Below are 13,502 nucleotides of genomic sequence, written 5' to 3'. Positions count from 1 at the left end.
GGGCGCGGCAGATTGCCGCGACAAGCTAGTTACGCTGCGCGCGGCGACCGATCCACCGCCAATCGTCGATGGCTGGGATGCGCTTCGCTCCATCCCTTGCGGGAGTTCGTAGCGTAGCGCCTCAGGCCGCGGCCTGCCCGAGCGCGGAGACGATGGTATCGACGACGTCCTCGACCAGGATGCGATCCTCGCCCTCGCCCATGACGCGGATCACCGGCTCGGTGCCGGAGGAGCGGATCAGCAGGCGGCCGTGGCCGTTGAGACGCTGCTCGCCGTCGGAGATCGCCGATTTGACGTCGGAATTGTCGAGCGGCTTGCCGCCCTTGTGACGGACGTTCTTCAGGATCTGCGGCAGCGGATCGAAACGGTGGCAGACTTCCGACACCGGGCGGCGCAGCTTCTGCACCACGGCAAGCACCTGCAACGCGGCAACGAAGCCGTCGCCGGTGGTGGCGTAGTCGGACAGGATGATGTGGCCGGACTGCTCGCCGCCGAGATTGTAGCCGCCGTTCAGCATCTGCTCGAGCACGTAGCGATCGCCGACCGGCGTGCGCACGAGATCGAGCCCCTGCGCATTGAGGAAGCGCTCGAGCCCGAGGTTCGACATCACGGTGGCGACGATGCCGGATCGCGACAGCCGGCCGTCTTCCTTCCAGCTTTGCGCGATCACCGCGAGCAGCTGGTCGCCGTCGACGATGTGACCGCGCTCGTCGACCAGGATGACGCGATCGGCGTCGCCGTCGAGCGCAATGCCGATGTCGGCGCGCATCTCGCGGACCTTCTTCGACAGTGCTTCCGGCGAGGTGGAGCCGCATTCCTTGTTGATGTTGAAGCCGTCGGGCTCGACCCCGATCGGAATCACGTCGGCGCCCAGCTCCCACAGCGCTTCCGGCACCACCTTGTAGGCGGCGCCATTGGCGCAATCGACCACGACGCGCAAGCCGTCGAGCGACAGATCGCGCGGCAGCGTGCGCTTGGCGAACTCGATGTAGCGATCATGCACGCCGTCGATGCGGCGGGCGCGGCCGAGACTGGCGCTCTGGGCGAGACGCTTGTCGATGGGTTCGTCGAGCAGCTGCTCGATCTGCTTCTCGACGTCGTCGGAGAGCTTGAAGCCCTGCGGGCCGAACAGCTTGATGCCGTTGTCCTCGAACAGATTGTGCGAGGCGGAGATCATCACGCCGAGATCGGCGCGCATCGACTTGGTCAGCATCGCGACCGCCGGCGTCGGCATCGGGCCGACCAGCAGCACGTCCATCCCGACCGAGGTGAAGCCCGCAACCATCGCGTATTCGATCATGTAGCCGGACAGGCGGGTATCCTTGCCGATCACGACCCTGTGGCGGTGGTCACCGCGCTGAAACGCCAGGCCTGCGGCCTGGCCGACCTTGAGCGCGAGCTCCGGCGTGATCAGTCCGTTGGCGCGGCCCCGGATCCCGTCCGTCCCGAAATATTTGCGGCTCATCTCGTCCCCCACGCGACAACCAGGGACCCCCAATACAACCTGCGGGTGCCTTGGCGGGACCCGCATCCCTGATGTGCTGAGGTCTTATAAAGCCATCGCGGCTAACTTGGCTTCAAAAAATATGATAAATCATTACGGAACCGGGCAGGCCTCGGCGCTGATAACGTCTTGTTAACATTATATTTCCAGCGAGGACGCCGGAACAGGGCGGAACCCGCTCCTAGTCCGAGCGCTTCACATGGCCGTCCCCGCGGCTCGGCGCCGGCTGGGTGACATTGACGGGATCGGAGCCCGGAAAGGTCTCTTCCAGACCTTCTTCCAGCGCTTCCTCGAGATCATGCTTCTCCTTGATCTCCTCCGGCGTCGGTCCGGTGTGCGGCCTGGTCATGGCGCCCTCCTCTCCACAAAGGATTTGCAAACGATTTGGCTGTGCATCCAACCATGCTAGATGACCCCTCGATCTTCCGATGCAAGACTCATCCGCTACTTCCGATGCAGACTCTTCCGATACAAGACGGGCCGGGGAAACGTTCATGAAGCACATCACCTGTATCGACGATCTTCGCACACTGCATCAGCGCCGCGTGCCGAAGGCGTTCTTCGATTATTGCGACCGCGGCTCCTACGCCGAGGAAACGCTGCGCGCCAACCGCGAAGACATGCAGGCGATCAAGTTCCGCCAGCGCATTCTGGTCGACGTCTCCAAGCGCGACACCGCGACCACGATCCTCGGCGAGCCCTCGACCATGCCGCTGATGCTCGCGCCTGTGGGCCTGCTCGGCATGCAGCATGGCGACGGCGAGATCCATGCCTGCCGCGCCGCGCAAGCCGCCGGTATCCCGTTCACGCAGTCGACGATGTCGATCTGCTCGATCGAGGACATCGCGGCCAGTGTCGAGAAGCCGTTCTGGTTCCAGCTCTACGTGATGAAGGACCGCGGCTTCATCAAGGAATTGATCCAGCGCGCGATCGCCGCGAAATGTTCCGCGCTGGTGCTGACCGTCGATCTTCAGGTCATCGGCCAGCGCCACGCCGACATCAAGAACGGCATGACGGTCCCGCCGGAATGGTCGCTCTCGAAGCTGATCGACTTTGCCACCAAGCCGACCTGGGTGTCGGGCGTGCTCCGGGGCAAGCGCCGCACCTTCGGTAACATCGCCGGCCATGTGAAGAACACCGGGGACCTCAATCGCCTCGCGGAGTGGACGGCGTCGCAGTTCGATACGTCCCTGAACTGGAAGGACGTCGAGTGGGTCCGCAGCATCTGGCCGGGCAAGCTGATCATCAAGGGCATTCTGGACGTCGAGGACGCCGAGGAAGCCGCCAAGACCGGCGCGCAGGCGCTCGTCGTCTCGAACCATGGCGGCCGTCAGCTCGACGGCGCGCCGTCATCGATCGAGGTGCTGCCCGAGATCGCCGAGGCGGTCGGTGACAGGATGGAGATCATGTTCGACGGCGGCATTCGCTCCGGCCAGGACGTGATGCGCGCGCTCGCGCTCGGCGCAAAGTCCTGCATGATCGGCCGCGCTTACGCCTATGGCCTCGGCGCCGGCGGCCAAGCCGGCGTCGCCAAGGCGATCGACATCATCCAGAAGGAGCTGCTCACCACCATGGGCCTGTGCGGCGTCAACAGGATCGACGAAATCGACGAGCATATCATCGCGATGTAAGGCGCAGCGGCAGTGCCGTAGGGTGGGCAAAGCGAAGCGTGCCCACCAATTCGCAAAATCGCAGGAAAGTGGTGGGCACGGCGCTTCGCGCCTTTGCCCACCCTACGATTTCAGCGTTCGCCCTCACATCGGCGGCGTCACCCCGTCGCGGCCGACGTTGACCCGGTTGGCTTCCAGCGAACCATCGTCCTTCTTCACCGCGCCGAAAATGATCAGCTTGGCGCCGGGCTTGAGCTCGGATTTGTCGCTGGCCACGAAGGTGACGATCGGCGTGTCCGGGGGCACCACGACTTTCTTCTCGCCGTCCTTGTACTTGACCGTGATGTTCTGGCCGTCGGTGCCCTTCACCGTCTGCGCCACGGTGGCGTTGGTCATGGTCGAGTTGGCGCGCGCGTCCCAGGGGCGGAAACCTTCGGCCGCGCCGCGCTGGTTTTCGGGGAAGATGTGCACCGCGATCGCCTTCTGGGTGCCGTCGGGCTCCGGCAGGCCGGTGACGCCGATATAGGAACCGTCCTTGATCTCCGACAACGACGTCTTCACCACCGCGAAGACCGCGACGTTGTCGGTCATGCGCACCTTCACGTCGCTGCCTTCTCGGGTCTTGATGCCGAGCGTGTTGCCGTCGACGCTCTCGATGGTGCCGCGGATACGCACCGTCGGCGTCTGCTGCGCCAGGGCAGATGACGTGACGATGCAGGCGGCGAATGCGGCAACGCCAACGCGTGATATCCAGGTTGATTTCGACATGTTGTTAGTCTCCGTTTACATCGGCGGCGTCAGGCCGTCGCGGCCGACGCTGACGCGACTGGTTTCGAATGAGCCGTCCGGCAGCTGCTTCATGAAGGCGATGACCTTGGCGCCGGCCTTCAGATCGGATTTGTCGCCGGGCACGAAGGTCACCACCGGCGTATTGTCGGCGACGAACACCTTCTTCTCACCGTCCTTGTACTTGACCAGCAACGTATGGCCGTCATTGCCGACCACGCTCTCCGCCACGGTCGCATTGGTCATGCTGGAGTTGGGCTTGAGGTCATAGGGGCGCGAGCCCTCGCCGGTGCCGCGCATGCTCTCCGGAAACACGTGGACCTCGACCGCGTTCGCGCCGCCGTCCGGTCCCGGCACGGTGGTGGCGCCGACAAAGGAGCCGGGCTTGATGTCGGCAAGTGAAATCCTGGTAATGCCCGACACGTTCACGTCGGAGGCGATGTGCAGCTTGACGTCCTCGCCGCTGCGCGCCTTGACCTGCATCGTGTCGCCATTGACGCTTTCGATCGTGCCGCGCACGCGCGTCGGCACCGGCGCTCTTTGCGCAAGTGCCGAGAGGGTCGAGACGGCCACCATCGCGACGGCGATGAGCGGACGTGTGAAAGTTGCACGTTGAACAGACATGATGGTCTCCGATTGCGCCCTATTGTCCCTACGGACATAGAACTCCGGAGATTACGCGCTATTCTCTCAAGTCTTTGTGAGATCGGCCTCGACCAGCGCGCGCAGCTCGGCCGTGACCTGCGGCCGTTGGCCGAACCACAGCTCGAAGCCGCGGACCGCCTGATGCAGCAGCATGCCGAGGCCGTCGGCGGTCTTCAGCCCGCGCGCCTGTGCGGCCGCGAGCAGCGGCGTCACCAGCGGGACATAGACGAGATCGGCGACCACGGCGCCATCCGGCAGGCGCGCCACGTCAAGGTCGAGTGAAGGCTGGCCGTGCATGCCGAGCGAGGTCGTGTTCACGAGAAGGTTTGCACGCGGCAGAATGTCGTGGATGCTGTCCCACGCAACAGGATGCACGTTCGGCCCGAACTGCCCTGCAAGCATCTCGGCCCGGGCGATGGTGCGATTGGCGAGATGGACGCAGCTGATGCCGCGTTCGAGCAACCCGAACACGATGGCGCGCGCCGAGCCGCCGGCGCCCAGCACCAGCGCCTCGCTGGCTGCGTCCCAGCCGGGCGCGCTGGCATCGAGATTGCCGATGAAGCCCTCGACGTCGGTGTTGGTCGAGCGCAGCTCGCCGTCCGCAAACCACAGCGTGTTGGCCGCACCGACCGCCCGCGCGCGGGCATCGGGCGTCGACAGCTCAAGTACGCCCTCCTTGTGCGGGATGGTGACGTTGGCGCCGACGAAGCCGCGCAGCGACAGCCGCAGCACGAAATCGCGCAAATTATCGGGTGGAACCGCCTCGATGACATAGCCGCCCTCGATCCCGAGCGTGCGCAGCCAGTAACGATGGATCAGCGGCGAACGCGAATGCGCAGCCGGCCATCCGATCAGACAGGCTGCGGGAGCCTTGGTCACGGTCGTCCTCCCCTGGGGTCGTTTCGGAGGCGATCCATTTCGCGTCCCGCAGGCGCTGTCAAGCGCGCGGGCCGTCTCGGGAGAGGCTCGACGTCAGGTCGTGCCCGCCTCGCCGGCCGCGGGGTGCGCCGCGCCGCCCTTGATGTCGGCGACCGCACGCGCGATGGTCTCACGATAGCGGGCGCGCGGCGGCGTGACGCCATGGGTGAGCAGCGCGCGGCGGACCGCAGGCGACGCCCCCGTGATGAACAGCCGGATGCCCTGGCGGTGGGCCTTGGCGGCGACGCGGCCGAGCACGTTGGCCGCGGTCGAATCCAGGAACGGCACCGCGGCGAAATCGACCACGAATCCCTTGCGCTTGTCGGCGATGCCGTCGAGCACACTGCCGATCGCCGAGGCCGCGCCGAAGAAGAACGCGCCGGTGATGCGATAGACCAGCACGTCGCGATCGACCGCGAGCGCGGGGTCGTAAGGCACGCGCTCGCCATTTTCGTCGTCGGGACGATCGGCCGCCACCATCGGCGAACGTTCCTCGATGCCCGTCATTTCCGCCATACGATGGATGAACAGCACCGCGCCAAGCGCGAAGCCGACCAGAATGCCTTCGGTCAGATCGCGGAAGATGGTGAGCAGGAAGGTTGCGAGCAGCACGACGGCATCGCCCCATGACGAGCGCAGGAGCGTCGCGAATTCGTGCTTCTCCGCCATGGTCCAGGCCACCACGACGAGCACGGCGGCGAGCGCGGCCAGCGGGATGTAGCTCGCGAGCGGCGCTGCGATCAGCATGAACAGCAGCAGGAAGACCGAATGCAGCATGCCCGCGAGCGGCCCCCGCGCGCCGGCGCGGATGTTGGTCGCGGTACGCGCGATCAGCCCCGTGACGCAAATGCCGCCGAACAGCGCCGCGCCGACATTGGCGGCGCCTTGCGCCACCAGCTCGCAATTGGAGCGGTGACGGCGTCCGGTCATGCCGTCTGCCACCACCGCCGACAGCAGCGATTCGATGGCGGCGAGCAACGCGAAGGAGATCGCATCCGGCAGCACGGCGGTCGCCTTTGCGAGCGAGAACGCAGGCAAGGCCGGCGAGGGCAGTTCGCGCGGAATGCCGCCGAAGCGCGAGCCGACGGTCTCGACTGGCAGCGACAGCACGGCACATGCGACCGCCGCGAGCACGACTGCAATCAGGATACCCGGCCAGGACGGCAGCCAGCGTCGCAGGCCCGCGATGATGGCAATGCTGACGATCGCGACCGCGACGGCCGACGGATTGACGGTGTGCAGGCCCCCGGCAAGCGCGACGAGTTTCGGAACGAATTCGCTCGGCTCTTTCGCGAGGAGCGTGATCCCGCCGAGATCGCGCAGCTGGCTGGCGAAGATGATGACGGCGATGCCGGCCGTGAAGCCGACCGTCACCGGATACGGAATGAACTTGATATAGGTGCCGATCCGCAGGAAGCCCGCAGCGATCAGGAACAGGCCCGCCATAAGCGTGGCCAGGATCACGCCGTCGACCCCGTGACGGTCGGCGGTCGCCGCAACCAGCACGATGAAGGCGCCGGCGGGACCGCCGATCTGGAATCGGCTGCCGCCGAGCAGTGAGGCAATGAAGCCGCCGACAACAGCGGTGTAGAGTCCGCGGTCGGGCGTCACGCCCGAGGCGATCGCGATTGCCATCGACAGCGGCAACGCGACGATCGCGACCGTGAGGCCCGCGAACACATCGGCGCGGAAATCCGATAGGCCATAGCCCTCGCGCCATACGGTGACGAGCTTTGGCAGATAGAGTTCGGTAAAGGTCGGCCGACGAAGCTGGTGCAGCTTGCCTGCGTGTTCGCCTGTGATGCTCATTTCAGCAAAATGCTCCGCTGCCCACGACGCTCCGATGCATCGTGCGGCCGCGTATCGGGGCGCGACGGTGCGTTAGTTAAGACTGCTCCCGAGCATGATCATTGCGGGATCACGCCCCCACCCGACGCGGCGGCCCCGGCTCCCTCAGCCGAACGCCACGTCCGCCGCCTTCGCTGCGCGCCTGTTCGCCGATCAGCTCGACGCCGGCCCGATCAAAGGCTTCGACCACCTTCATCAAGGTCTCGACCACGCCGCGAACGTTGCCGGTGCTCGCCTCCATCCGCTGAATGGTCGGCAGCGATACGCCTGCAAGCTCCGCCAAGGCCCTCTGGTCAATGCCGAGCAGCGCGCGCGCGGCCCGCATCTGGAACGACGTGATCACCTTGGCCTCACGTATGAACGATTATAAATGATGTCTGGAGCATGCACAATGATGTAAAATACATCATTCCAAGGCCGGTGCAAGGGGAAGCTCGCCATGCGAGCCATCCGTCTCCACCGTCATTGCGAGGAGCGAAGCGACGAAGCAATCCAGAATTCCTCCGCGGAAAGACTGGGTTGCTTCCGCCTTCGCTAAGGCTTCGGCGGACAAGTCGCTGCGCTCGCAATGACGGTTGGGAGGAGAGCGTGAGTCTAACCTTCACCACGCCAATGGTGACAGCCCCTCACCCCACCCTCTCCCCGTAAAGAACGGGGAGAGGGAGTGAGACAGTGATACGTCCCTCACTGCGAGAGGCCGATCACGCCGCGTGCTGATGCGCTGCGATGATCTGGTCGGCGGCGCGGCCCGTGACTTCGGCCATGTGGTCGAACTGGCGGGTGAAGCTGCCGGCGCCGGCCGTGGCCGAACGCAATTCGACGATCAACTCGCCGATCTCGGCTTCCGGCATCATGGCGCGGACGCAGTCCCATCCGCTCCAGCCGTCGCGGGTGTCGAAGCCGAGGATCTGGCCGCGCCGCGCCGACAGGATCGCATTGATCTTGGCGGTGGCGTCGGTCGGGCAGACGATCTCGACCACGTGGATCGGCTCCAGCAGCACCGACTGGCATTGCGGCAGGCCTTCGTTGAGCCCGACCCGCGCCGCCGTGCGAAAGGCGAGGTCGGAGGAATCGACGCTGTGATAGGAGCCATCGGTCAGCGTCACCTGCAAATCGGTGACCGGGAAACCGAGCGGGCCACGCGCAAGCCCGTCGACGACGCCCTCTTCCACCGCGCCGATATAGTTGCGGGGCACCGCACCGCCGACCACCTTCTCGGCGAATTTGAAGCCCTCGCCGCGCGGCAGCGGCCTGATGTCGAGCACGACATCGCCGAACTGGCCATGGCCGCCGGACTGCTTCTTGTGGCGGCCGCGCTGGACGATCGGCTTGCGGATGGTTTCCTGATAGCCGATCGCGGGCGGATGCGAGGCAACCTTGACGCCGAAACGGTCGCGCAGCCGCTCGCTCGCGACGCGCAAATGCATCTCGCCCTGCCCCCACAGCACCGTGTCGTGGGTCTGCGCGTTCATCACGAAGACGAGCGATGGATCCTCCTCGTGCAGCCGCATCAGCGCCTGGCCGAGCTTGACGTCGTCCTTGCGGTCGGTGGCCGCAACCGAGATCGCGAGCACCGGCGGAGTGGGCTCGCTGGCGGCAAGCGCTGCCGGCTGGGTCTTGCCGTTCGAGACCGTGTCGCCGGTCTTGATCGGGTCGAGCTTGGCGAGCGCCACCGTGTCGCCGGCTTCCGCCGCGGCACGCTTGGTGTCGTAGGCTCCAGTGACGGCGAGGATGCCGGAGATGCGGCTGGCCCCGCCGGAGGAGGATTGCAGCGTGGCACCGTCGTCGAGATGGCCGGCGAGCATCCGCGTCAGCGACAGCTTGCCACCGTGCTGCGAATGCAGCGTCTTGAAGACGAAGCCGAGGGCGTCCCTGGTCTCGGGAACGCCGAGACGTTTTGCGGTCTCCGCGATACCGGGCGCCTCGTGGCGCAACGCTTTCATCAAGCGCAGCACGCCGTTTTCGCGTGCGGCGGCGCCAAGCAACACGGGGCAGATCAGCCCGTCGCGCAATTCGCGGGCGAGATCGTCGAACACGGCATCGCGCGGCGGCTGGATGTCCTCGAGCAGCTGCTCCATCAGCGCATCGTCGTGATCGGCGAGCTTCTCCAGCATCGAGAAGCGGGCCTCCTTCTCGCGATCGAGATCGCCGCCTTGGAGCGCGACCACTTCGGAGGCCTTGTGCTCGCGGTAAATGAACGCGCGCTCCAGCGCGAGATCGACGAAGCCCTCGATCAGCTCGTCCTTCCAGATCGGGATCTGGCGCAGCACCAGCGGCACGCGCGAGGCGGGCTGGAGCATCTCGAGCGTCTCGCGGATGCGCTTGTTGGCGCGGTCGATCTTGTTGAGGAACAGGAAACGCGGGATCTTCAGCTCCTCCAGTTCGCGCAGGATGATCTGAAGCTGCGGCAGCTTCTTCTCGTCGGCTTCGCAGACCACGATTGCGGCATCGACCGCGGGCAGCGCGGCGCGCATGTCGTGGGCAAATTCGACGGAACCGGGACAATCGAGGAAGGTGTAGCTGTCGCCCATGAAACTCGTGGTGACGGCAGTCAGCCCGACGGTCATCTTGTGATGACGGGCCTCTGGCGTGGCGTCGCCGACGGAGGTTCCGGCGTCGACGCTGCCGGCGCGCGGGATTGCGCCGGTTCGTGCCATGATCGCTTCGAGAAGTGTGGTTTTACCGCTTTGGAAAGGGCCCACCAGCGCGATGCACCGTGGACCTCGGGGACTTCTGACGTCTTGTCCCATTCGCCGCCTCCTTGGTGTGGAGCTCGGCCCATGATTGGGTCGGCAAACGCCGATGCTCTGCCCGTCCCCGAGATTTGGCAAGCATCAAACGTCGCTGCGGTGCGTCGTTGCCGGAATCGCGTCGGAGCGACGCGATTCGCCCACGGGAGTTGTTAGCGGCCCGGGCGGAGTTCCAGGCTCTCGAGGCCGGCGGCGACGTTGAGGCCGACCTGGCCCTGCACGCTGAGCGGCTGGAGCGCGATCGAATTATTGGAGCCGCCGACCAGCACGTTGCCGCCGAGGCCGACACCGACCGAGGCGCTGCCCTGCGCACCGGCATAGGTGCCGGCGAGGTCGCCCGGTCCGAGTCGGTTCACCGGCGCGAACACGCCCCACGCCAAAGCCGTCTCCTGAGTAATGCCGATATCCAGGCCCACCTTGCGGATGGTCGCGACGTAACGGTCGTCCGGCAAACCATCGACTCGCAGCACACAGCCGAGATTGGTCACCGATCCCACGATGAAGCCCACGCTGGCGCCGCCGCGGCATTCGAGCACGCCCACCTGCACCATCCGCGATTGCGCGCTGGCGCCCGCAACGGAGGCAACGAGGCTCGCAAGTGTGAGCCCGGCGAGGAGGAGTGAACGGCGCATGAATATCTCCGGCGATGAATGTGATGCGAGCAGAGAGAGCACGGCACACGCCGCGCGGTGGTCTATGCCACAACAGTTCTGTGCGTGCCAGAACGAACGCAGAGAATTGGTGCGCTGTCTTCCCTTCTCCCCTTGTGGGAGAAGGTGGCGCGAAGCGCCGGATGAGGGGTTATCTCCGCGAATGTTGTCGCGAGAGGATCACGTGCGGAGATAACCCCTCACCCGTCTCGCCGCTTCGCGGCGATCCACCCTCTCCCACAAGGGGAGAGGGGAACACCGCGTGTCGCGACAGCCTTAGCGCAGATTGCCGCAGAAGCGCTGGATGCGCTTGCAGGCGTCTTCGAGGTCCGAGGTCTTGGTCGCGTAGGAGATGCGGAACGCGGGGCCGAGGCCGAAGGCCGAACCCTGCACCACGGCGACGCCTTCGGTCTCGAGCAGTTCGGTCACGAACGTCTCGTCATTGTCGATCACCTTGCCCGACGGCGCGGTCTTGCCGATGGTGCCGGCGCAGGACGGATAGACGTAGAAGGCACCCTCGGGACGCGGGCACTCGATGCCCTTGGCCTGGTTGAGCATGGAGACGACGAGGTCGCGGCGCTCCTTGAAGACCTTGTTGTTGGCGGGAATGAAATCCTGCGGACCGTTCAGCGCCTCAACCGCGGCCCATTGCGCAATCGACGACGGGTTCGAGGTCGACTGCGACTGGATCGTCGACATCGCCTTGATCAGCTGCGCCGGGCCGCCGGCATAGCCGATGCGCCAGCCGGTCATGCAATAGGCCTTCGACACGCCGTTCACGGTGAGCGTGCGGTCGTAGAGTTTCGGCTCGACCTGCGCGACCGTGGTGAACTGGAAGTCGTCATAGACGAGATGCTCGTACATGTCGTCGGTCATCACCCAGACGTGGGGATGCTTGACCAGGACGTCGGTGAGCGCCTTGAGCTCGGTCCTGGTGTAGGCAGCTCCCGTCGGATTCGACGGCGAGCACAGGATCACCCATTTGGTCTTCGGCGTGATCGCGCGCTCCAGCGCCTCGGCCTGGAGCTTGAAGCCGGTCGCCGCGGTGCAGACCACCGGCACCGGCTCGCCGCCGGCGAGCGCCACCATCTCGGGATAGCTGACCCAGTACGGCGCGCGGGGATGATCACCTCGTCGCCCGGATTGATGGTTGCCATCAGCGCGTTGTAGAGCACCTGCTTGCCGCCGGTGCCGACGATGATCTGGTTCGCCTTGTAGACGACGCCGTTCTCGCGCTGAAACTTGGCGATGATGGCTTCCTTCAACTCGGGAATGCCGTCGACCGCGGTGTACTTGGTCTTGCCGGCTTCGATGGCGTGGATCGCGGCCAGCTTGATGTTGGCGGGCGTGTCGAAGTCGGGCTCGCCGGCGCCAAGACCGATGACGTTGCGGCCCGCCGCTTTCAGCGCACGTGCTTTATCCGTGACCGCGATGGTCGCGGACGGCTTCACACGGTCGAGCGCAGCGGCAAGGAAGGACATCGTCATCTCCTGACAAGCGTCGTGAACCCTTTGGCTTCACGACTCCGATTGTGGGAATGCGCCACCCTAAAACGAGTGCCGTTGCACCGCAAGAAACTTCGGTCCGATCCCGCAAAAGTTTACGTGTCTGGCGCGCATCAAGTCGTGATTTTCCGCAATTTTCCGCAACTTTGCCGGGCAAATCCCACATATCCGACAAGGCGTGTCCTCGGAGCAATTTTGCGCCCTTCGAGACGCCCATGAAGCTGACGGCAGTCCGGCGCTCGAGAGATCAGCGGTCGAGGCGATCACGACCGTTCAACCCTCTCACACAAATGCGCCGAACCATGCGGCCGCGTTGACGCAAGCGTGAACTGAGTTGGATGGTCGCATGGAAATGATCTTCCGCCGCATTGCAATGCGGTAGGGTTTTCGAGTTTTTCTATCGGCCGGGTCTTGCGGCGGATTCGCATCGGCATCATTGTTTAGCCGCGTTGCGAGGCAACAAGCGCCGCGCCCTCCCGTCTTCCGGAATCATCCCCAGAATGTACAAGCTCTATTCGATGCAGCGCTCGGGCAACAGCTACAAGGTCCGCCTTGCGCTGGCGCTGCTGAACTTGCCTTACGAAGCGGTCGAGGTGGACATTCTGCGCGGCGAGAGCCGCACCCCGGACTTCCTGGCCAAGAACCCGTCAGGCCAGGTGCCGCTGCTCGAGGTCGGCGACGATCGCTATCTCGCCGAGTCCAACGCCATTCTCTGGTACGTCGCCGTCGGCACGCCGCTCGCGCCGGAGAACCGCATCGATCGCGCCGACGCGCTGCAATGGATGTTCTTCGAGCAGCACGCGCTGGAGCCGAACATCGGCGCGGCCTATTTCTGGCTGTCGCTGGTGAGGGGCGGCCGGGACCTCCAGACTCATTCGCTGGAGGACTGGATGGAGCGCGGCTATGGCGCGCTCCAGGTGATGGAGAATCACCTCAAGACCAACGCCTATTTCGCGGCCCGCCAGCTCACAGTCGCCGACATCGCGCTGTACGGCTATACCCACCTCGCCGACCGCTGCGACTTCGACCTCTCGACCTTCCCGGCGATCCGGGACTGGCTGAAGCGCGTGGAAGCGGCGCCCGGCTTCGTCGCAATGGACTGGCGGCCGGCCGACATCGAGGACCCCGCCAGCATCGCCGCTGGCGCCTGAGGGGCGATCGCACTCTGGCGAATAGCGGGCATAAGGGTCACCATTGCCGCAATCTCGCCATTTTCGCTTGATCGGCCGCCGCAATATTGCCGATTGCAACAGTGAAATTGTTCGATGTCGCGGGTGATTCGCTCG

Annotated in this window: 11 protein-coding genes and 1 pseudogene; 2 read left to right on the top strand and 10 right to left on the bottom strand. The window is 65.2% G+C overall.

All coding sequences use genetic code 11. The annotated features are described in order from the left end of the window. Positions 1-121: 121 nt before the first annotated feature. Positions 122-1,465 (bottom strand): phosphoglucosamine mutase, encoded by a 1,344-nt coding sequence (gene glmM / locus ACVIN2_RS26345; protein WP_027565344.1) that lies wholly within the window; start codon positions 1,463-1,465, stop codon positions 122-124. Between the two features lie 220 nt (positions 1,466-1,685). After that, on the bottom strand, positions 1,686-1,853 hold the full coding sequence (locus tag ACVIN2_RS26340; protein WP_007596725.1) for a hypothetical protein: 168 nt from the start codon (positions 1,851-1,853) through the stop codon (positions 1,686-1,688). Between the two features lie 145 nt (positions 1,854-1,998). Between ACVIN2_RS26340 and ACVIN2_RS26335 the strand changes: the two genes are divergently transcribed. Further along, the gene (locus ACVIN2_RS26335) at positions 1,999-3,135 is read left to right on the top strand and encodes an alpha-hydroxy acid oxidase (RefSeq protein ID WP_456767789.1); all 1,137 of its coding nucleotides are present in this window, start codon (positions 1,999-2,001) and stop codon (positions 3,133-3,135) included. 123 nt (positions 3,136-3,258) lie between these two features. Here ACVIN2_RS26335 and ACVIN2_RS26330 read toward each other — a convergent pair whose 3' ends face one another. From ACVIN2_RS26330 to ACVIN2_RS26295, 8 genes and pseudogenes are all read right to left on the bottom strand, one after another. Next, positions 3,259-3,882 carry a hypothetical protein gene (locus ACVIN2_RS26330; protein ID WP_456767788.1) on the bottom strand — a complete coding sequence of 208 codons (624 nt, stop codon included), beginning with the start codon at positions 3,880-3,882 and terminating at the stop codon, positions 3,259-3,261. Between the two features lie 15 nt (positions 3,883-3,897). After that, the gene (locus ACVIN2_RS26325) at positions 3,898-4,524 is read right to left on the bottom strand and encodes a hypothetical protein (RefSeq protein ID WP_456767787.1); all 627 of its coding nucleotides are present in this window, start codon (positions 4,522-4,524) and stop codon (positions 3,898-3,900) included. Positions 4,525-4,590: 66 nt separating this feature from the next. After that, positions 4,591-5,424, bottom strand: coding sequence for a shikimate dehydrogenase (locus ACVIN2_RS26320; RefSeq protein WP_456767786.1), 834 nt, complete (start codon positions 5,422-5,424; stop codon positions 4,591-4,593). 93 nt (positions 5,425-5,517) lie between these two features. Beyond that, a complete protein-coding gene (locus ACVIN2_RS26315; protein WP_456767785.1) occupies positions 5,518-7,272 on the bottom strand; it encodes a SulP family inorganic anion transporter in 1,755 nt (584 codons plus the stop codon). 109 nt (positions 7,273-7,381) lie between these two features. Beyond that, positions 7,382-7,654: a helix-turn-helix domain-containing protein gene (locus tag ACVIN2_RS26310; protein ID WP_027520336.1), complete on the bottom strand. Its 273-nt coding sequence runs from the start codon at positions 7,652-7,654 to the stop codon at positions 7,382-7,384. 358 nt (positions 7,655-8,012) lie between these two features. Continuing rightward, positions 8,013-10,061 (bottom strand): elongation factor G, encoded by a 2,049-nt coding sequence (locus ACVIN2_RS26305; protein WP_456767784.1) that lies wholly within the window; start codon positions 10,059-10,061, stop codon positions 8,013-8,015. 152 nt (positions 10,062-10,213) lie between these two features. Then, on the bottom strand, positions 10,214-10,693 hold the full coding sequence (locus ACVIN2_RS26300) for a DUF992 domain-containing protein (RefSeq protein ID WP_456767783.1): 480 nt from the start codon (positions 10,691-10,693) through the stop codon (positions 10,214-10,216). Positions 10,694-10,987: 294 nt separating this feature from the next. Next, positions 10,988-12,192, bottom strand: a pseudogene (locus ACVIN2_RS26295) (pyridoxal phosphate-dependent aminotransferase). A gap of 524 nt (positions 12,193-12,716) precedes the next feature. Here ACVIN2_RS26295 and ACVIN2_RS26290 point away from each other — a divergent pair. Continuing rightward, complete coding sequence (locus tag ACVIN2_RS26290) at positions 12,717-13,367, top strand: glutathione S-transferase family protein (protein ID WP_007596746.1); 651 nt, start codon at positions 12,717-12,719, stop codon at positions 13,365-13,367. The last annotated feature ends 135 nt before the right edge of the window (positions 13,368-13,502 follow it).

The organism is Bradyrhizobium sp. USDA 3650 (genome assembly GCF_054057395.1).
The sequence above is the reverse complement of the archived record's forward strand: the minus strand, read 5'-3'. Positions and strand labels throughout refer to the sequence as shown.

Excerpts from the sequence above, each read along its gene's own strand:
- glmM (WP_027565344.1), bottom strand. The coding sequence starts at position 1,465 with ATGAGCCGCAAATATTTCGGGACGGACGGGATCCGGGGCCGCGCCAAC.
- ACVIN2_RS26340 (WP_007596725.1), bottom strand. The coding sequence starts at position 1,853 with ATGACCAGGCCGCACACCGGACCGACGCCGGAGGAGATCAAGGAGAAG.
- ACVIN2_RS26335 (WP_456767789.1), top strand. The coding sequence starts at position 1,999 with ATGAAGCACATCACCTGTATCGACGATCTTCGCACACTGCATCAGCGC.
- ACVIN2_RS26330 (WP_456767788.1), bottom strand. The coding sequence starts at position 3,882 with ATGTCGAAATCAACCTGGATATCACGCGTTGGCGTTGCCGCATTCGCC.
- ACVIN2_RS26325 (WP_456767787.1), bottom strand. The coding sequence starts at position 4,524 with ATGTCTGTTCAACGTGCAACTTTCACACGTCCGCTCATCGCCGTCGCG.
- ACVIN2_RS26315 (WP_456767785.1), bottom strand. The coding sequence starts at position 7,272 with ATGAGCATCACAGGCGAACACGCAGGCAAGCTGCACCAGCTTCGTCGG.
- ACVIN2_RS26305 (WP_456767784.1), bottom strand. The coding sequence starts at position 10,061 with ATGGGACAAGACGTCAGAAGTCCCCGAGGTCCACGGTGCATCGCGCTG.
- ACVIN2_RS26300 (WP_456767783.1), bottom strand. The coding sequence starts at position 10,693 with ATGCGCCGTTCACTCCTCCTCGCCGGGCTCACACTTGCGAGCCTCGTT.
- ACVIN2_RS26290 (WP_007596746.1), top strand. The coding sequence starts at position 12,717 with ATGTACAAGCTCTATTCGATGCAGCGCTCGGGCAACAGCTACAAGGTC.